This is a genomic window from Streptomyces sp. NPDC053493, from assembly GCF_044544825.1.
Lineage (GTDB): Bacteria > Actinomycetota > Actinomycetes > Streptomycetales > Streptomycetaceae > Streptomyces.
In genome coordinates this window covers 422,852-441,688 of sequence record NZ_JBITXS010000003.1, presented here as the reverse complement: position 1 = coordinate 441,688, position 18,837 = coordinate 422,852, and the positions used below count along the sequence as shown (strand labels likewise).

11 protein-coding genes and 1 pseudogene are annotated in these 18,837 nt (G+C 75.2%); 9 read left to right on the top strand and 3 right to left on the bottom strand.

From position 1 onward, the window contains the following. Positions 1 to 42: 42 nt before the first annotated feature. The 3 genes from ACIGO8_RS11835 to ACIGO8_RS11825 all read right to left on the bottom strand — a co-directional run bounded on the left by ACIGO8_RS11835 (position 43) and on the right by ACIGO8_RS11825 (position 5,540). Positions 43 to 2,268 carry an NADP-dependent isocitrate dehydrogenase gene (locus tag ACIGO8_RS11835; RefSeq protein ID WP_399727726.1) on the bottom strand — a complete coding sequence of 742 codons (2,226 nt, stop codon included), beginning with the start codon at positions 2,266 to 2,268 and terminating at the stop codon, positions 43 to 45. Between the two features lie 51 nt (positions 2,269 to 2,319). Further along, entirely contained in the window at positions 2,320 to 3,426 is a 1,107-nt protein-coding gene (locus tag ACIGO8_RS11830; RefSeq protein ID WP_399727723.1) for a phosphatase PAP2 family protein, read from the bottom strand. A gap of 254 nt (positions 3,427 to 3,680) precedes the next feature. Beyond that, complete coding sequence (locus tag ACIGO8_RS11825) at positions 3,681 to 5,540, bottom strand: glycoside hydrolase family 15 protein (protein ID WP_399727720.1); 1,860 nt, start codon at positions 5,538 to 5,540, stop codon at positions 3,681 to 3,683. 206 nt (positions 5,541 to 5,746) lie between these two features. On the opposite strand from ACIGO8_RS11825, the gene ACIGO8_RS11820 reads away from it, so the two are divergent. The 9 genes and pseudogenes from ACIGO8_RS11820 to ACIGO8_RS11780 form a co-directional block, all read left to right on the top strand. After that, entirely contained in the window at positions 5,747 to 6,562 is an 816-nt protein-coding gene (locus ACIGO8_RS11820; RefSeq protein ID WP_399727717.1) for a glycosyltransferase, read from the top strand. Between the two features lie 828 nt (positions 6,563 to 7,390). Continuing rightward, on the top strand, positions 7,391 to 8,251 hold the full coding sequence (locus ACIGO8_RS11815; RefSeq protein WP_399727714.1) for a glycosyltransferase: 861 nt from the start codon (positions 7,391 to 7,393) through the stop codon (positions 8,249 to 8,251). 122 nt (positions 8,252 to 8,373) lie between these two features. Next, positions 8,374 to 10,224, top strand: coding sequence for a glycosyltransferase (locus tag ACIGO8_RS11810; protein WP_399727711.1), 1,851 nt, complete (start codon positions 8,374 to 8,376; stop codon positions 10,222 to 10,224). Beyond that, the gene (locus ACIGO8_RS11805; RefSeq protein WP_399727708.1) at positions 10,221 to 12,752 is read left to right on the top strand and encodes a lipopolysaccharide biosynthesis protein; all 2,532 of its coding nucleotides are present in this window, start codon (positions 10,221 to 10,223) and stop codon (positions 12,750 to 12,752) included. The genes ACIGO8_RS11810 and ACIGO8_RS11805 overlap by 4 nt, the downstream gene beginning before the upstream one ends. Continuing rightward, entirely contained in the window at positions 12,749 to 14,719 is a 1,971-nt protein-coding gene (locus ACIGO8_RS11800; protein ID WP_399727705.1) for a glycosyltransferase, read from the top strand. The genes ACIGO8_RS11805 and ACIGO8_RS11800 overlap by 4 nt, the downstream gene beginning before the upstream one ends. Next, positions 14,701 to 15,543, top strand: a complete 843-nt coding sequence (locus tag ACIGO8_RS11795; RefSeq protein WP_399727702.1) for a PIG-L deacetylase family protein — start codon at positions 14,701 to 14,703, stop codon at positions 15,541 to 15,543. The genes ACIGO8_RS11800 and ACIGO8_RS11795 overlap by 19 nt, the downstream gene beginning before the upstream one ends. Further along, the gene (locus ACIGO8_RS11790) at positions 15,543 to 17,105 is read left to right on the top strand and encodes an ArnT family glycosyltransferase (protein WP_399727700.1); all 1,563 of its coding nucleotides are present in this window, start codon (positions 15,543 to 15,545) and stop codon (positions 17,103 to 17,105) included. The genes ACIGO8_RS11795 and ACIGO8_RS11790 overlap by 1 nt, the downstream gene beginning before the upstream one ends. After that, positions 17,105 to 18,208, top strand: coding sequence for a glycosyltransferase family 4 protein (locus ACIGO8_RS11785; protein ID WP_399727697.1), 1,104 nt, complete (start codon positions 17,105 to 17,107; stop codon positions 18,206 to 18,208). Before ACIGO8_RS11790 ends, ACIGO8_RS11785 begins: the two co-directional genes overlap by 1 nt. Further along, positions 18,205 to 18,657 (top strand): annotated as a pseudogene (locus ACIGO8_RS11780) (beta-galactosidase); the annotation flags it as partial. The gene ACIGO8_RS11785 and the pseudogene ACIGO8_RS11780, both read left to right, overlap by 4 nt. Between the last annotated feature and the right edge of the window lie 180 nt (positions 18,658 to 18,837).

The window sequence follows — 18,837 nt, the reverse complement described above, 5'->3', positions numbered from 1 at the left end:
CGACCGGGGCGGTCCCGGGCCCCGGAAGGGGTCCGCGACGGATCAGGCGAGGGACGCGACGGCCTCGTTGAAGGTGGCGGAGGGGCGCATCACGGCCGCGGCCTTCGCCGGGTCGGGCTGGTAGTAGCCGCCGATCTCGGCCGGGGAGCCCTGGACGGCGATCAGCTCGTCGACGATCTTCTGCTCGTTGGCGGAGAGCGTCTCGGCGAGCGGGGCGAAGGCCTTGGCCAGCTCCGCGTCGTCGGTCTGCTTGGCCAGCTCCTGGGCCCAGTACAGGGACAGGTAGAAGTGGCTGCCGCGGTTGTCGATGCCGCCGACGCGACGGGTCGGCGACTTGTCCTCGTTGAGGAAGGTGCCGGTGGCGCGGTCGAGGGTGTCGGCGAGGACCTGGGCGCGGGCGTTGCCCGTGGTGGTGGCCAGGTGCTCGAAGGAGGCGGCCAGCGCGAAGAACTCGCCGAGCGAGTCCCAGCGCAGGTAGTTCTCCTTGACCAGCTGCTGGACGTGCTTCGGGGCGGAGCCGCCGGCGCCGGTCTCGAAGAGGCCGCCGCCCGCCATCAGCGGGACGACCGACAGCATCTTGGCGCTGGTGCCCAGCTCCAGAATCGGGAAGAGGTCGGTCAGGTAGTCGCGCAGGACGTTGCCGGTGACGGAGATGGTGTCCTCGCCGCGGCGGATGCGCTCCAGGGAGAACTTGGTCGCCTCGACCGGGGAGAGGATCTTGATCTCCAGGCCCTCGGTGTCGTGCTGCGGCAGGTACTGCTCGACCTTGGCGATCAGCTGGGCGTCGTGGGCGCGCTCGGCGTCCAGCCAGAAGACGGCCGGGGCGCCGGTGGCGCGGGCGCGGGTGACGGCGAGCTTGACCCAGTCCTGGATGGGCAGGTCCTTGGTCTGGCAGGCGCGGAAGATGTCGCCCTCGGCGACCTCCTGCTCCAGGACGACGTTGCCGGCGGCGTCGACGAGGCGGACGGTGCCGGCCGCGGCGATCTCGAAGGTCTTGTCGTGGGAGCCGTACTCCTCGGCCTTCTGCGCCATGAGGCCGACGTTCGGGACGGAGCCCATGGTGGCCGGGTCGAAGGCGCCGTGGGCCTTGCAGTCCTCGATGACGGCCTGGTAGACGCCGGCGTAGGAGCTGTCCGGGAGGACGGCGAGGGTGTCGGCCTCCTGGCCGTCCGGGCCCCACATGTGGCCGGAGGTGCGGATCATGGCCGGCATGGAGGCGTCGACGATGACGTCGGACGGCACGTGCAGGTTGGTGATGCCCTTGTCGGAGTCGACCATGGCGAGGGCCGGGCCCTCGGCCAGCTCGGCGTCGAAAGAGGCCTTGATCTCGTCGCCGAGACCGTGCGGGATGGACTCCAGGCCCTTGAGGACGGTGCCGAGGCCGTCGTTGGCGGACAGGCCGGCGGCCGCGAGGACCTCGCCGTACTTGGCGAAGGTCTGCGGGAAGAAGGCGCGCACGACGTGGCCGAAGATGATCGGGTCGGAGACCTTCATCATGGTGGCCTTGAGGTGCACCGAGAAGAGGACGTCCTCGGCCTTGGCGCGGGCGACCTGCTCGGAGAGGAAGGTGCGCAGGGCGGCGACGCGCATCACGGAGGCGTCGACGACCTCGCCGGCCAGGACCGGGACGGACTCGCGCAGCACGGTGGTGGTGCCGTCGGCGGCGACGTGCTCGATGCGCAGGGTGCCGTTCTCGGCCACGACGGTGGACTTCTCGGTGGAGCGGAAGTCGTTGACACCCATGGTGGCGACCTCGGTCTTGGACTCGGAGGTCCAGGCGCCCATGCGGTGCGGGTGGGTCTTGGCGTAGTTCTTGACCGCGCCGGGCGCGCGGCGGTCGGAGTTGCCCTCGCGCAGGACCGGGTTGACGGCCGAGCCCTTGACCTTGTCGTAGCGGGCGCGGACGTCCTTGTCCTCGTCGGTGCGCGGGTCGTCCGGGTAGTCCGGGAGCGCGTAGCCCTGGGCCTGGAGCTCGGCGATCGCGGCCTTGAGCTGCGGGATGGAGGCCGAGATGTTGGGCAGCTTGATGATGTTGGCCTCGGGCGTCTTGGCCAGCTCGCCGAGCTCGGCGAGGGCGTCGCCGATGCGCTGGCCCTCCTCCAGACGCTCGGGGAAGCTGGCGATGATGCGCCCGGCCAGGGAGATGTCACGCGTCTCGACGTTGACGCCGGCGGTCGAGGCGTACGCCTGGATCACGGGCAGGAACGAGTAGGTCGCCAGGGCGGGCGCCTCGTCAGTGTGCGTGTAGATGATGGTCGAGTCAGTCACCGGGTGTGCTCCGCTCCACGTCTGCGTCTGCGTCTGCAAGATTGCTCGACATCAAGATATCTCGTGATCGCGCTTCCCGGGAAAGGGGTCCTCGGGAACGTCCTCGGGACCGTCCTCGGGAAGATCTTCGAGGTCCTCCGGGAGATCGTCGGGCAGGGCGTCGGCGGCGACCGGACTCGTCAGCCGGTACGAGGGCGGGCCCGGGTCCAGGTCGACGTGGCGGAGCAGGGCGAGCAGGGCGAGCGCGACGGCGGCGCCGGTGCCGGCGGCGAGGGCCTGGCCGCAGCGGTGGGCGATCCGGGGCAGCTCGACGGGCACGGGACCGGTGCCGGGCAGGCAGTCCAGGAGCAGATAGCCGCCCGCGGCGAGCCCGGCGAGGGCGAGGGCGGCGAGCGGGACGGTGACCAGGAGACGCTGCGGAGGCAGGCCGCGGCGGACCGCGGGGCGGATCCTGCCCTTGCGGGCGAGCAGCGCGGTCAGCGCGGCGAAGACGGCGAAGACGAGCAGGTCGGCGGCGATGACGTCGCCGGGCCTGTGGTGCCCGGAGGCGATGGCGTACGCGCCGAGGGCGGCGGACGCGAGACCGCCGAGCCCGACGGCGACGGCGCGCAGCCGGTACGGGACGACCAGGGCGAGACCGAGGGCGGCGCCGGTGACGGTGACGGCGGCGCTGCTGGGGAAGCCGCTCTGGAGGGCGGCGCCGGAGGCGTCGACGAGGCGGGGCCCCGGCGCGTACCGCTGGAGGGCTTCGGCGGCGACGAGGGCGGCGGCGACGGTACCGAGGGCGGCGGCGGTGAGCGCGTACCGCTTGCGCAGGACGCCGACGGCGGCGAGGAGCACGACGGAGAGGATCAGGCCGAGGGTGCTCAGGCCCTGGAGCGAGGGGTGCTCGCGCAGGAAGCGGGCGACGGCCGGGTCGGCGAGCCGTCCGGCGACGGCCGCCTCTCCCCAGCGGCGGCCGGTGGCGGTGAGGACCAGTCCGGCGTAGGTGACGGTGAGGAGGAGGACGGCGGCGAGGCAGGCGCGCCGCATCCGTATGCGTATCCGGGCGCTGAACGATCCGGCGGCCTCGCCGGCGACGGCGGCGTACCACCAGGTGTCGCCGGCGGCGATGCTCCGCGGGGAGCCGCCGGTACGGGGCCTGTCGAAGGGTGCCATGCCTTGATTCGACCCCGCCGCGGGCCCGGGCGCCCGCTGGAGACACCCGACCGCGTCAGTCGCGGCGCCCCGCCGCCCGCCGGGGGCCGCGGCGACGGACGGCCTCGAGCGGCGAGGACGAGGCCGGCGACGAGGCCTGGCGGGCCGGGCGAGGTGCGGGCGGCAGGGCGGTCCCGTACGGTGCGGCCCCCGTGCGACCTCCCCCGTACGACCTCCAAACGGCCCAGGTACGGGCCCCGCACGACCGGCGGGTGTCAGGCCAGGGCCGGGCGGCGGTCGCGTACGGCGGGGACGCGCGCGGGCGTGCGGGCGGATGTGCGGGCGTGGCGGCGGGTCCCGTCGAGGGTGAAGGCGGTGTTGACCAGGGCGACATGGCTGAGCGCCTGGGGCATGTTGCCGAGCTGGCGGCCCGCCGCCGGGTCCCACTCCTCCGCCAGCAGGCCGACGTCGTTGCGGACGTCCAGGACCCGTTCGAAGACGGTACGGGCCTCGGCCGGGCGGCCGGTGAGGGCGAGGGCGTCGGCGTACCAGAACGTACAGGCGAGGAAGGCCCCTTCGGCGCCGGACAGACCGTCGACCTCGTGCACCTCGCCGTTGGACACCTCGTCGTAGCGGCGCAGGAAGCCGCGGTCGGCCAGACCGGCCATGGCCCGGACGGTGCCGAGCACCCGCGGGTCGTCGGCGGGCAGGAAGCCGAGACGCGGGATCAGCAGGGCGGTGGCGTCGACCCGGCGGCTGCCGTAGTACTGCGTGAAGGACTGCCGTTCCTCGCTCCAGCCGAACCGGCAGACGTCGGCGCGCAGTTCGGCACGCAGCGCCTGCCAGCGGCGCACCTGGCCGCGCAGTCCGGCGACCCGGGCGAGCCTGAGGGCGCGGTCGGCGGCGACCCAGGCCATCACCTTGGAGTGCACGAACTGCCGTCGCGGGCCGCGGACTTCCCAGATGCCCTCGTCCGGCTCGCGCCAGCGTTTGCCCACGTACTCCAGGAGCGCGGCCATCAGGCTCCACACCTGCTCGTCGAGGCCGACGCCGGCCCGGACGGCCGAGTAGATGGTGCTCAGGACCTCGCCGTAGATGTCGAGCTGGAACTGCTCGACGGCCGCGTTGCCGAACCTGACCGGCTGTGAGTTCTCGTAGCCGGGCAGCCAGTCGGCGTGGGTCTCGGGCAGCCGGCGCTGTCCGGCGACGCCGTACAGCGGCTGGAGGTCGGCCGGGTCGCCGGCGACGGCGCGCACCAGCCAGTCCTTCCAGGCGAGGGCCTCCCTGCGGTAGCCGCTGCGCAGCAGGCAGGACAGCGTGAAGGTGGAGTCGCGCAGCCAGCAGAAGCGGTAGTCCCAGTTGCGCAGGCCGCCGATGCACTCGGGCAGGGAGGCGGTGGCGGCGGCGATGACGCCGCCGGTCGGCTCGTAGGTGAGCGCCTTGAGGGTGACGAGCGAGCGGATGACGGCGTCGTGGGCCGGACCTTCGTAACGGAGCTGCGCCGCCCAGTCGTTCCAGAAGGCGAGCGTACGGTCGAGGGCGGCGGTGACGTCGGTGGCGGCGGGCGCCGGGGCGTGCGAGGGATGCCAGCCGAGGACGAAGGTGACGCGCTGGCCGGCGGTGACGGGGAAGGCGAAGGTGGTGCTGTCGGCGGTGACGACGGGCTCGCCCGCGCCGGGTCCGCAGTCCAGCCGCGTCGCGTCGGGGCCGGCGACGCAGGCGACGGTGCGGCGGTCGAGGGCGCGGGTCCACGGCCTGACGTGGCCGTGGTCGAAGCGGACCCTCAACTCGCCGCGCATGTCGACGCGTCCGGCGATTCCCTCGACCACCCGGACGACGCGTGGGCCGCGCTGGCGCGGCGGCATGAAGTCGGTGACCCGTACGGTGCCGGTGACGGACTCCCAGACGGTGTCGAGGACCAGGGTGTCGCCGCGGTAACTCCGGCGGGTGCAGGGCCGGTTGCCGACCGGGGCGAGGCTCCAGTGGCCGTGGCCGCCGTCACCGAGGAGGGCCGCGAAACAGGCCGGCGAGTCGAAGCGCGGGGCGCACCACCAGTCGACCGAGCCGTCCCGGCCGACGAGGGCCGCCGTCTCCAGATCGCCGATGAGGGCGTAGTCCTCTATTCGCCCTGCCATGTCGGGATTGTAATCCCAGGTATCAGCGGGCGCACAAAGCATCGCCGGGAGCTTCTCGTCATTGCGGTGCCCGGCACGTCATGAATTCGCGCGGCACCGCATACCGTTCCGGGCACGACATTCCGCCGGCCCTGGTGCGGAATTCTTGACCGGGCGCACCGCGCGGCCGATCCTGAAAAGCGTCCGGGAATTCCGGAGGACGACCGATGAGTGCCACGAGCGGCGACAGCGGCGGCGGACCGCACCCGATGCGCCGCGCCACCGACCGCCTTCCGCCGGCCGCGGTCCGCACCGCGAGCCTGGTCGTGGCGGTCCGGCCGGGCGAACCCGATCCTGCCTGGCTGCTCACCGAGCTGCCGGCGGCCGTACGGGAGGTCGTCCTGGTGGGCGGCGGGCCGGCGGGCCCGGACCGGACGCCGAACGGGGTGCCGGTGCGCCGGCTCGGCCCGTGGGACCGCACGCGCGGCGACGTCCCGCACAGCGGGCTGCTCGCCGCGACCGGCGACCACATCGTGCTCATGAGCGCCGACGGCGGCATGTCACCACGAGAGATCCCGCACTATCTGCACTACCTGGAAAGCGGTTTCGACTTCGTCAAGGGATCGCGTTTCATCGCGGGCGGCGACGTCGCCGACTATCCGCTGACGCGGCGGCTCGGACACCGGGCGCTGCTGCGGCTCGCCCGGCGCTTGTACGGGCAGCGGCTGACCGATCTCTGGTACGGATTCTGCGCGTTCCGCCGGGAATTCGTCGGGCTGCTCGACCTGCGGGAAGGCGGGGTGGAACTCGGCGCCGAACTCGTCACGCACGCGCTGCACTACGGGCTGCGGATCGCCGAGGTCCCGAGCCTCGAACTCCCGCGCCGCCACGGCCCGTCCCATCCGCGCACCGTCCGCGACGGCGCCCGCATCCTCGGCACGCTGCTCGAAGAACGTCCGCACACCGCCCTGCTGCGCCTCGCCGGACCACTGCGGGGTGGCGGTCACCGGCCGGAGCACGCCGGGCGGACGAGCAGCGGTTGACGAAAGACATATCGGGTGCTAGTGGTGGAAGTCAGTGCTTCTGCCACGTGGCAGAACGCGAGAGACCCTCGGCAGGGTCGGTTGTCGGAAGAGGCGCGTCATGACCTCCCTCCCCATCAGCCGAGCGCCGGTGGCACCCGCCTCGCATCCGTTGCGCCGGGTGACCGACTGGCCCTCCGCCGAGGTGCGCCGCCGTTCCCCGTGCGAGCGCTCCCTCCACCTCCGGGGCGCGGGCCCCGAGCGCGCGGCGCATCCCGCCCGGCGTGCCTCCGACCGGCTCCGCGACGCGGCCGGCCTGTGCCGCCGCCGCACCGACCTCCACCGCCCCCGCACGGCTCCCCGCCGCAGGCGCAGCCGCGTCGTGCGCACCCGCACCGCGTGCGGGCGCCGGCGCTCGGCGAGCCCCTCCGGCCCAGGACGGGCCGGCGGCCCGGGCGGCAGCGGACGCGGCCGCGGGGCGTCCCCTTCCGACGGCTCCGGCCCCGGCGGCCGAGACGGCCCTCCGGGCCGTGAACCCGGCATCGCCCAGGCCTGTGAGCGCGGCGCTCTTCCGACCGGTGGGACCGGCATCCCTCCGGCCCGCAAGCCCGCCACCCCCCAGGGCCGCAGGCCCGCAGGCCCGCTGATCCTTCAGCCACGGGTTGCTCCGGCCGGTCAGCCTGCCGTCCCTCGGGGCCGCGTGCCCGTCGCCGCTCCGGCTGGTGAGCCCACCGTCCTTCCGGGCCGCGGGCCCGCCGCCGCACCAGGGCGCGTCCTCGTGCCCGCTCTGATTCCCCGCGCGACCGCGCGTCCGGCGCGCCGCGCCTTCTCCCGAGGAGGCGAGGCGCGATGACCGCCGTCCCCGCGCATGCCCCGCTCACCCGCTCCTCCGACGGCTCGCCGGCCGCCCGGCCGCCGTCGAGGTCCCGGCCGGCGTCGCGACGGGACCCGCAGCCGGGTGCGCGGACCGGGCCCCTGCCCGGCCCGCTGACCCGGCCCGCGGTCGAACTCGAGCTGGTCATCCCGGCGTTCAACGAGCGCGCGCGACTGCCGGCCACCGTCGCCGCCACCCTCCGCTTCCTCGCCCGCCGCCCGTGGTCCTCCGCCGTGGTCGTCGTCGACAACAACAGCGTGGACGGCACGGCCGACTGCCTCGGCCGCTTCGCCTCCTCCGCCATGGGGCGCGCGGTGGGCTTCCATGTGATCGGCTGCGGCGAACAGGGCAAGGGCGCCGCCGTGCGGCGCGGCATCGAGACCTCGTCCGCCCGCTTCGTCGGCTACGCCGACGCCGACAACGCCACCCCGATCGAGACCCTCGACCCGGTGATGGAGCTGCTGCGGGCCGGGCACGGCGCGGTGATCGCCTCCCGGCACGCCCCGGGCGCCCGGCTCGCGGTCGAGCAGTCACCGCTGCGCCGGTCCGGCGGCGCGCTCTTCCGTACGCTCGCCCACCTCACCCTGCCGGGAGTCGCCGACACCCAGTGCGGCTTCAAGTTCTTCCCCGGGCCGCTGGCCCGGGAGATCGTCCGCGACTGCCACATCGACGGTTTCGCCTTCGACGTCGAACTGCTCGCGCGGGTCGTCAAGGCGGGCGGGGACGTGGTGGAGGTGCCGGTCGAGTGGACGGACCAGGAAGGCTCGACCTTCTCGGCGCGGCGCGACGGGCTGCGCTCGATGGCCGATCTGCTGCGGATCTCGCTGGCCAGGTGATGACCGTGCCCGCCCCGAACCCGACCTCGAGTCCGAGTCCGACCGCGACTCCGACCCCGAGCCCGAGCCCGACTCTCCCGCCCGACGTCACCGAGACGGCGAACACGACGGCCGCGACCGCCGTGACCGCTGCCCTGGACCGCCTCGCCCTGCTCGACATCGCGTTCCTCAACTGGCGCGATCCCTGGCACCCGGACGCGGGCGGCGCGGAGGCGTACGCGTACGAGATCGCCCGCCGCTTCTCCGCGGCCGGCGCGCACATCACCTTCGTCTCCTCGCGCTATCCCGGCGCCCGCGCCCTCGAATACCGGGACGGGATGCGGATCGTGCGGGGCGGCGGCACCTTCGGCGTGTACGCGGCGGTCGGCGCCCACCTGCTGCGCAACCGTCACGCGTACGACGCCGTGCTCGACTTCCAGAACGGCATCCCGTTCTTCTCGCCGCTGTTCACCCCGCGCTGGACCGCCGACCTGTGCGTCATCCACCACGTCCACCAGCAGCAGTTCGACGTACGGTTCCACTGGCCGCTGAACGCGGTCGGCCGGCTCCTGGAGAAGCAGGTCAGCCGCCGGGTCTACCGCGGCCGGCCGGTGGTGGTCGTGTCTCCCTCGACCCGGGAGGGCGCCCGCCGCGAACTCGGCTTCGGCAACCCGCTGCACATCGTGCCCAACGGCCGCCCGGACGGCCTTCCCGAGGCGCCGGCCGGAGCCCGCTCGGACACGCCCGCGCTGACCGTCGTCAGCCGGCTCGTGCCGCAGAAGCGGGTGGACCTCGTGATCCGGGCGATGCCCGCGCTGCTGCGCCGCTTCCCCGAGCTGCGCCTCGACCTGTGCGGCGACGGGCCCGAACTGCCCGCGTTGCGCGAGCTCGCCCGGGAGCTGGGCGTCGCGTCCGCCGTGACCTTCCACGGTCATGTCAGCGACGCGCGCAAGGAGGAGCTATTCCACCGGGCCTGGCTGACCGTGGTGCCGTCGTCCGCCGAGGGCTGGGGCCTCACCGTGATCGAGGCCAACGCCGTCGGCACGCCCGCCCTCGCCTACGACGTGCCCGGGCTGCGCGACGCCGTCCAGCCGGGCGTCAACGGCCGTCTGCTCGATCCGTCGGCCGATCTCGCCGACGGCATCGCCGCCGCCCTCGCCGAGCTGACCGATCCGGCCGCCCGCGCGCGGACCGACGCGCGCTGCCGCGGCTGGGCCGACGCCTTCTCCTGGGACGCCAGCGCCGAACGGCTCGCCCAGGTGGTCGTGGAGGAGCTGCGGCGCGTCCACCGCCACCGGCGCTCCCGCCGCGGCGCCAACGACCTGGCCGTGCTGGGCCGTTTCAGCCCGGCCGACCCGGACGCCACCGAACGCGCCGCCCGCGAGGCGCTCCGGCAGACCGACGTCTGGCAGCGGGACGGCGACACCTTCCGGGTCCTGCTGCACGGCTGTGACGAGCTGCAGGCCCTCGGCGCGCTCGCCCGCCTCGGCGTCCGCGACGCGAGCCTCACCCTGGCCGCCGGCCGGGACGTCCTGGTGGGCGGGACGTCCGGGCGTCTCACGGCGGCCGCCCCGGGCCTGCCGGCCGAACCGAGCCGGCAGGCCGCCCAGAACCCGCAGACCGAGCCGAGGCCGCAGACCGAGCCGAGCGCGCGGGCCAAGCCGAGCGCCCGGGCCAAGCCGAGGCCCCAGGCCGACCCGCGCCCGCAGACCGAGCCGAGCGCCCGGGCCAAGCCGAGGCCCCAGGCCGACCCGCGCCCGCAGAGCGAACCCCGCCCGCAGGCCGCCCAGAACCCGCAGACCAACCCGCGCCCGTCGGCCGAACCGGGCCTCCCGGCCGAACCGACCCCGGGGGCCAGGCCGCGCCCGCAGGCCAGGCCGGACCAGCCCGCCGAGCCCATCCCACCAACCGAACCGAAGCCGCAGGCCGGCCCCTCCCCCGAGCCCGCCTCACCCGCGCGGGCCGCCACCTCGCCCGCGGAGGCCGGGCCGTGACCGCCGCCGGGCCGGTGACCCGTCGTGCGTCCGCCCCGGCGGACGAGGTGACGGCGGTCCACGGCGCGCGCTGGATCGCGACCGCCGCGGTGCTGGTCGGCGTGCTCAACTACGTGTACGCGCTGGCGCTGACGCGGATGCTGGACGTCGGCTCGTACGCCGTGTTCGCGGCCGGGCAGGGTCTCGTCGTGTGCACCGCGGCGGTGGCCGTGGTGACCGTGCCGTGGATGCTGGCGCAGGCGCTGGCACGGGCGCGGTCGGAGGAGGAGCAGGCCGAGGCGGTCCGGTTCGCGGTGGTCACGGGTCTGGCCGGCGGGCTGCTCGCGGCCTGTGCGGTGGGCGCCGTGGCCGCGCAGTTCGCCGCCGCCACGACGACGCTGGTCATCGCGGGCTCCACGTTCCTGATCTACGTCACACGGGTCAGCGCGGGCTGGCTCCAGGGCACCGAGCGGCTGCGCACGCTGGGCGTCGTCACGACGGCCGAGGCGTTGCTCAAGCTGGCCGTGGGGCTCGTCCTCGTGGCGGCCTTGGACCTGGGCGCGACCGGCGCGCTGGCCGCCTTCGGGATCGGCGTGCTGCCGTACGTGTTCTGCCGGCCGCGCCGGCTGCGGGACGGCCGCGGGCGGCCCTGGCTGCAGGCCACGGCCAACCGCGCGCTGTGGCGGCGGGCGGTCGGCGTGGCGTCGCTGCAGGGCGTGGTCGCGCTGATGGCGGCCGTGGACGTGATCCTCGTGGCGATGCTGCCCACCGACCGTGCGGAGGCGGCGAGTTACCAGGCCGCCGTGATGCTGGGCCGGGTGCCGCTGTTCCTGGCCGGGGCCGTCTCGATCGCCTTCCTGCCCGCGCTGTCGCGCCGCCGCTCCGGCACTCCGCTGGCCGGTGACGCGCTGCGGATGTACCTCACGGTGGCGGTGCCGCTGACCGCGGTCGCGGCGACGGCGCCGGGCGCGGTGCTGTCGCGGGTCTTCCCGGCCGGGTACGCCGAGGTGGGCGGGCTGCTGGCGCTGACCGCCGTCACCGGGCTCGCGCTCGGCGCGCTGGCCCTGCTGGTGACGTTCTGCCAGGCCGTCAACGACTACGCGTGTCTGTGGCCGCTGGTCGCCGGGCTGCTGCTCTACGTGACGGGGCTCACGGCGGGCTGGTCGGCGAACGGTGTCCTCGGCATGGCGGTCGGCGGGATGTGCGGCACGCTGGCGGCGCTGCTGGTGTTCGGCGTCCGGCACGCCCGCCGTCACGGCTTCGGCGCGCCGGGCACGCTCCTGGGCCTGTTCGGCGCGCGGCCGCTGTGGCTGCTCGGTTTGGTCGCGGGGCTGATGCTGCTGCGGCCCCACCCGGTGGCGTGGTTCGCGGCCGCGGTCCTGGTCGCGGTGCTCGCCCTGTGGTGGTTCTTCGGCCGGCGCAGCGAGCCCGTCGGCCGGGCCGAGCCCGAGGCCCCGCCGGCCGCGACGGGCGACGAGAAGCAGGCCGTACGCCTGGTCGTGGGCGCGAGGTGGCGGGACCGGCCCGGGCCCGCGACGCCGAGCGCGCGCGCCGCGCCCGAGGCCCCGCCCGCCGCGGCGGGCGACGAGGAGCGGGCCGTACGCCTGCTCGTGGACGCGGTGTGGCGGGACCGGCCCGGGCCCGCGACGGACGCGGAGCTGCTCGGTGCGCTCGCCGTGGCGCGGCGCAACCAGGTCGAGGGCGTGCTCGCGCGCGCCTATCCGGAGCGGCTCGCCGCCACCCGGGCGGAGGTGGCGGCGGCCACCGGCCTCTTCCGCCGCAATCTGGCGGAGTCGACCGCGCGTTTGCGGGCCGCCGGCATCCCGGCCGTGCTGATCAAGGCGGACCTGTCCGGCGACTACGTGTACGGCAACTTCGACCTGGTGGTGCCGGACGGCCACTGGCGGCGGGCGCAGGAGGCCCTCGCGGGCTGGTACGTGCGCCGGGAGCGGTACTGGCTGGAGCGTTCCACCAAGGTGCTGCTGGACCCGCCGAGCGGTCCGGCGGCCCATCTGCACACCTCCGTCTCCTGGTTCGGCGTCCCGGTGGTCCCCACGGACCGTCTGTTCGCCCGCGCCGCCCCGCCGAACGGCGACGGCCGGACCGACGCCCGGACCGACGGCCGGGCCGACGCCCGGACCGACGGCCGTGGCGCTGCCTGGCTCGTGCCGTGTCCCGCCGACCGGCTGCGGATCTGGCTGGCGCACGCGCTGTTCCAGAACCTCACCCTCGACCTGTCCGAACTGCTCGCCCTGCGCGCGCTGCTGACGCCCGAGGTGGTGGCGGAGGCGTGCCGTGAGGCCGGCCGTGAGGGCTGGGCGGCCGGCGGCGGGCGGGCGCTGGACACCGCGCTCGACGCGATGGCGCGGCTCGACCGGGGCGAGCCGGTGCCGCTGCCGGTGCCGCTGCCCGTGGCGACCTCGCTGCGGGCCGGGGCGGAGCACTCGGGTCATCTCCTGGGCCAGGGGCGGGTGCGGGCCGCGGCCCGCGAGGCGTCGCTGCGGGTTCCGCTCGTGGTGGCCAAGCACGTGCGGAGGCGGGAGTCATGACCAGGGCCTACGACAACGGGACGCCGGGGCGCGCGCCGTGGGACCGCAGGGGTTCCGGCCGTGCCCGCACCGCCGCGCCCCGGCGCGGCACCCGGGCTCCGCTGCTCGTCGCCGTGTCCGGTCCCGACCACACCGGGAAGTCCTCGCTGGTGCGCGCCCTGGCGGCGGCGCTGCGCCGGCGCGGCTTCGCGGTGGCCACCCTGCACTGTTACGGCTGTGTGCTGTGCCGCTGGTTCCCGGTTCCCCCGCGGGTGAGGGACGAGGGGGAGCCGGGCGGGACGGGGGCGGGTGGAAGGGTACGGCGGGCCGCGCGTCCCGAGCGCCGGGGATCGTGGTTCCGCCGTGCCCACGCCTATGTCGACGCGGCCGAGCTCGACCTGCGGATCCGCGCGGCGCGGGCCGCCGTGTCCGTCGGGGCCGGCGCCCGGGGCCGCCGTGCCGCCGTCGTGCTGACCGACCGGGGGCCGCTGGACGGCCTGGTGAAGTTCGATCTGCCGCCGGGCCGCGGCGCCGCCCGCTACTTCGCCCGGATCGCCGGCCGCTACGGACTGACGCTGCTGCCCGAGACGCTGCCGGACACGCTGGCCGACCGCGGCTGGGAGGCGGCCGCGGGCTCTCCCGCCGCCTGGTGGGCGCGGCACCGCACCTGGGCGGCCCGGCTGCCCCGGGTGGTCCGCCTCGACGGTGAGGGAGCTCCGGCGACGGTGGCGGCCACGGCGCTGGGGCGCGTACTGGACTCCGTACACCTCGACTCCGTACGCCACGAGTCGGCGTGGCAGCGGTCGGCGCCGGACGAGGGGACCCGGCCGGGCGGCCCGGAGCGGCGCCCGCGGGTCGTGGTGTCCATCTACGACGACGCGGAGAACTCCGACTACCGCGGCGGCGGGGCGCTCGTGGTGGAGAAGCTGGCCCGGCGGCTCGCCGAGCACTACGACGTGACCGTGGTGACGGCGGGCCGTCGCTCCGGGACCGTACGGCGGCACGGCGTCCGCTACGTCCGGCTGCCGGTGTGCCGGGCCGGGCCGCGCGCCGGTCAGCTGCTGTTCCTGGCGCTGCTGCCGCTGGCGGCGCGGCGCATCCCGCACGACGTGTGGCTGGAGAGCTTCACGCCGCCCTTCTCGACCAGCTTCCTGCCGCTGGTGTCGCGGGCGCCGGTGGTCGGCATCGACCAGGGCCGCAGCGCCGAGGCGCTGTGGCGGCGCTACCACCTGCCGTTCTTCCTGGTCGAGCGGCTCGGGCTGCGTTGCTACCGGCACATCGTGGTGCTCAACGAGGCCGACGCCTCGGCGGTGCGGCGGCTGAGCCCGCGCGCCGACGTGCACGTCATCGCCAACGGGGTGGAGACGCGTCAGCTCGACGACGCCCGGCTCGGCAGCGGCGACTCCATCCTCTTCCTCGGGCGGATCGACACCTGGACCAAGGGGCTCGACCTGCTCCTGGACGCCTACGCGTCCGCGCGGCCGCCGATGGAGCTGGTGCTCGCCGGCAGCGGGACGCCCGCCGAGGAGCGCCGCCTGGCGCAGCTGGTCGCCGGGCACGGCTCGCGGGTGCGCTGGGTCGGATACGCCGACGAGGAGCTCAAGCGGCGGCTGCTGCGGGACAGCGCCTTCCTGGTGGTGCCCTCGCGCCACGAGACGTTCTGTCTGGTCGCGCTCGAGGGCATGTCGTACGGCAAGCCGGTGCTGCACTTCGACCTGCCGGCGCTGCGCTGGATGCGCGGCGGCGGAGACGTGGCGGTGCCGCCGTTCGACACGGCGGCGTTCGGGGAGCGGATGCGGGCGCTGGCGACGGATCCGGCGCTGCGCGGCCGGCTGGGCCGGCAGGCCGGTCTCGCCGCCCAGCACTACACGTGGGACGAGATGACGGGCCGCTATCTCGCGCTGACCCGCCGGCTCGTGGAGGGTCCGGCCGCCTCGCGGAGCGGGCCCCGGAAGGACGGCGGAGTGCCATGGCAGACGACGCGCTGACCACGCTGACCGGACTCCTCGCGGGAACCTCCGGCCCGGCCGAGCCGCTGCTGGTGCTCTCGCCCCATCCGGACGACGCGGTGCTGTCCTGCGGTGCGCTGCTCGCGCAGCTGCCGGACCCGGCCGCGGTGACGGTGATGACGGTGTTCACGGAGGCGGCGCCGCCGCCGTACTCGCTGTCGGCCCGCCAGTTCCTGCGGCAGACCGGTGCGGTGGACGCCGTGGAGCTGTACGCGCGGCGGCGCGCCGAGGACCGGGTGGTGCTCGGCCGGCTCGGTGTGGCGCGCTTCCACGCCGGCTTCGTGGACGGGCTGTTCCGCCGCGATCCCGGGGCGGGGCGGTGGCGCAACCGGGCGGCCCGGCTGCTGCCCGAGTTCGGCCAGGTCTATCCGACGTACCGGCTGCACCTGGCCCGCGGGCGGGTGTCGCCGCGGGACGAGGAGACGGTGCGCCGGGTGACCGAGACGGTGCGCGAGCTGCTGCCCGCGGGCCGGGGCGTGCTGCTCGCGCCGCTGGGCGTCGGCGGGCACGCCGACCACGTCCTGGTGCGTACGGCGGCCGCGCTGAGCGGTCTGCCGGCCGTCTACTACAGCGACTTCCCGTACAACCTGAGCGCCGCGCCCGACCCGGAGTTCACCGCCGGGCTCGCCGCGGCCGAGGCGTCCTGGGACCGGGGCCTCGACACCAAGGCCGAGCTGGTCCGGGGTTACCGCACGCAGGTGAACGCCCTGTTCCCGGAGGGCGTGATTCCGTGCGTGCCCGAGGTGTATCTGCTGCCCGCCGAGATCCGGGGCGCCGCCGTCCGCCCGGCCGGAGGTGTGTGATGGCCCAGCCCGTCCCCTCCGCGGCGCCCGCGACCGGCCGGCCCGGCGAGCCGGACCGGCCGGCGGAGCGCCGGCGTGGGCGCCCGGTCCCGACCGTCGTGTACGCGCTGTGCGTGGCGGCCCTGACCGTGGCCCTGCGGCTGGTGGACGTGGGCCGGGCGAGCGATCTGTTCGTGGACGAGTCGATCTATCAGGAGCTGGGGCGCAGTGCCGTCCGCGGCGGCTTCCCGGCCACGCCCGAGGGCCTGTTCTTCCTGCATCCGCCCGGGTTCTTCTATCTGGAGGCCGGCTGGATGAAGCTGTTCGGCGAGCATCCGGACGTCATCGCGCAGGTCCATTCGCTGCGGGTGCTCAACGCGCTGCTCGCCGGGGTGTCGGCGGCCCTGTTGGTGGCGCTGGTGGCGCGGGTGCGGTCGCGTCCGGCGGGTCTGGTGGCCGGACTGCTGTTCGCCCTGGACCAGTTCTGCGTCCGGCAGAACAACCGGGTGCTCCTGGAGACCGGGACGATGATGTGGGTGCTGGCCGGTTTCCTCGTGCTCGTGCCGCTGTGCCTGGCGGAGCCGTCGCGCCGGCCGCGGGCGCGGGCGCTGGCCGGCGGGCTGCTGCTCGGCGTCGCGGTCCTGACGAAGGACCACTCGACGCTGATCACGGTGCTGCCGCTGCTCCTGGCGTTCGCCCTGGGCTGGGGGCCGCCGCGCCGGCTGAGCGCGCTCGCGGCGACGGCCGCGGTGGTGCCGTACGCCGTTTACGTGGGCCTGGTGGCCGCTTTCGGCCACTGGCCGGACTTCTGGGAGCAGAAGACGCACGGTCTGGACCGGCTGCTCGGCTTCGTGCAGGAGACCGGGTTCAACGCGCCGGGCACGCCCTCGCTCACGGGCCGGCTGCTCGACGAGCTGCCCGGCTACGGCGTCACGTACCTGCTCCTGGCGCTGACACCGGTGGCGCTGGTCCTGCTGCTGCGCCGCCGCGAGCCGGTCTACCGGCTGCTGCTGCTCTTCCACGCGTGCGCGATCCTCACCCTGGGCTACGCGCTCGGTGTCGGCACGCTGGAGGAGCAGGCGCTGTATCTGCTGTTCGTGCCGAACCTGGTGGCCCTGGCGGTGACCGTGCCGGTGCCCCGGCGGCGGCCCGTGCTGCGCGGTGTCGCGCTCGCCGGGATCGTCGCGGTCCTCGCCACGCCCGCGGTGGTCTACGCCCGGGAGCGGGGCACGCCCGACGACGGGTTCGTGCGGCTGCAGGCGTATCTGCGGCAGCACGTACCGCCGGGCAGCGGCATCGTGACGGTCGACGGGCAGCGGACGCGCGGCGTGACCTACTGGACCTTCGAGGACCGCTACCGGCTCGGCAACTGGGTCTCGCCCGGCGAGCGGGCGGCCCATGACGCCCGCTATCTGATCGTGCCCTGGAAGGTGGTCGAGCAGGGCTACGGCCGCTCGCCGCTGCCCGAGGTGCACAAGCTGACCCGGGACGCCCGGCTGCTGTTCGCCTTCGACGGCCACACCTACGGCAGGCTCGCGCTGTACGAGCTGCCGCCGCCTCCGCACCCGCCGGACGGCCCGTGATGAGCACGACCCCGCGCCGGGCGCGCGTCCTGCTCCTGACCAGCAGCCCGCTGGACGGGGCGGACGGCGCCGACGTGCGGCTCGCCTCGGACGTGCTCGGCGCGCTGCCGGACGTGGACTTCACGTGGTTCGCGCAGTGGCCGCACCGGCGCGGCCGGCAGCCGCCCGGGGCGGACGGCGGGCACGCGGTGCGGATGCTGTCCTGGGACGGCGTGCCGCACGTGCCGGAGCGGGTGCAGTCGGCGATGGCCGGGGCGGTGCTGGCCCGGCGGTGCGACCTGGTGCACGCCTTCCTGACGATCGGGCGGACGTTCCCGGCCCTCTCGTGGCTGCGTCCGCTGCTGTTCGGCGCCCGCCCGGTGGTGCACACGGTGCCGGGCGTGATGGACGCACGGCTGCTCCGCAGGAGCCGGCCGCTGGGCACGACGGTGGCCCTGTCGGAGTCGATGGCGCGGCGGCTGCGGGCCGCGGACTTCGGCGACGTGCGGGTCATCCCGCCGATGATCCCGTTGGAGCAGTGGCCGTGCCGGCCGAGGCCGCGCGGTCTTCCGGTGGTCCTCTACGCCGGGCACCACGATCCGCAGGGCGGGGCGGAGACGGCGATCGACGCGGCGGCCGAGGCGGCACGGGCCGGTGCGCGGTTCCGTCTGGTGCTCGCCATGCGCGGCCGCCCCGGGCAGGACCTGCACGCCCTGGAGCAGGCGCTGCGCGAGCGGGCCGTGGCGGCGGGGCTGCGGGACGTGGAGGTGCTCGGCTATGTGGAGGACATGCCGGAGCTGCTCGCCTCGGCGCACGTGCTGCTCTTCCCGCCGCCGGTGATCGGTGGCAAGCCGGACATCCCGCTGACGGTGCTGCAGGCGCTGGCGACGGGACGGCCGGTGATCCTCAGTGATCTGCCGCAGTTCGCCGACTTCGGCAACGCGGTGCTGCGGGCGCCGGCGGGCGACGCCCGCCGCACCGGCCAGCAGTTGCTGTGGCTGCTGGGCCAGCCGCGGTCCTGGGACGTGCTGGCCGAGCGGGGCCGGGCGGCGGTGGAGGAGCACTTCGGGCCGGAGCGGTTCGCCGCCCGCTACGCGGCCCTGTACCGGGAGCTGCTGTCGTGATCCCGGGGCAGCGGGCCGTGGTGCTCGGTCTGCTGGCGGTGCTGACGCTGGCGGCCGCCGCGCTCGGCGGTCTGCGCCGCGACGAGCCCGCTCCGGCGGCACCCCAGCGTCTGTTCGGCACGCTGCAGACGGAGCCGGCGCGGGCGGCCACGGAGTACGCGCACGGCCTGCGGGTCGCGCACCTCCAGGTGGACTGGAGCAAATTCGAGCCGGAGCGGGGCGTGTACGACGAGGACTACGCGCACGAGGTGCGGGAGCGGCTGCGGACGTTCCGGGAGGCCGGCCTGCTGGTGGAGGCGGGGCTCGGGCTCAACCATCCGCCGGCCTGGCTCGCGGACGCCTATCCGGAGTCGGTGTGGGAGAACCAGTACGGCGAGCGGTCCAGGACCACGCCGAACGTCGTGTTCAGCGAGCCGGTGCGGGCGGAGGTCGCCGCGTACGTCGGGCAGGTGAAGGAGCGGATCGGCCTGGGTGACGTGTGGGCGATCCGGCTCGGGATCGACGAGAACGGCGAGTTCGGCTATCCGCGGCCGCTGTCGGACGGGCGGGACACCGGCGAGTTCTGGGCGTACGACCGGCACGCCCAGGAGGCGAGCCCGTACCCGGGCTGGCGGCCCGGTGAGCGCTCG

What these genes read in the sequence shown, in the direction of transcription:
- ACIGO8_RS11830 (WP_399727723.1), bottom strand. Translation starts at nt 3,426, where the DNA reads ATGGCACCCTTCGACAGGCCCCGTACCGGCGGCTCCCCGCGGAGCATC.
- ACIGO8_RS11825 (WP_399727720.1), bottom strand. Translation starts at nt 5,540, where the DNA reads ATGGCAGGGCGAATAGAGGACTACGCCCTCATCGGCGATCTGGAGACG.
- ACIGO8_RS11820 (WP_399727717.1), top strand. Translation starts at nt 5,747, where the DNA reads ATGAGTGCCACGAGCGGCGACAGCGGCGGCGGACCGCACCCGATGCGC.
- ACIGO8_RS11815 (WP_399727714.1), top strand. Translation starts at nt 7,391, where the DNA reads ATGACCGCCGTCCCCGCGCATGCCCCGCTCACCCGCTCCTCCGACGGC.
- ACIGO8_RS11800 (WP_399727705.1), top strand. Translation starts at nt 12,749, where the DNA reads ATGACCAGGGCCTACGACAACGGGACGCCGGGGCGCGCGCCGTGGGAC.
- ACIGO8_RS11795 (WP_399727702.1), top strand. Translation starts at nt 14,701, where the DNA reads ATGGCAGACGACGCGCTGACCACGCTGACCGGACTCCTCGCGGGAACC.
- ACIGO8_RS11790 (WP_399727700.1), top strand. Translation starts at nt 15,543, where the DNA reads ATGGCCCAGCCCGTCCCCTCCGCGGCGCCCGCGACCGGCCGGCCCGGC.
- ACIGO8_RS11785 (WP_399727697.1), top strand. Translation starts at nt 17,105, where the DNA reads ATGAGCACGACCCCGCGCCGGGCGCGCGTCCTGCTCCTGACCAGCAGC.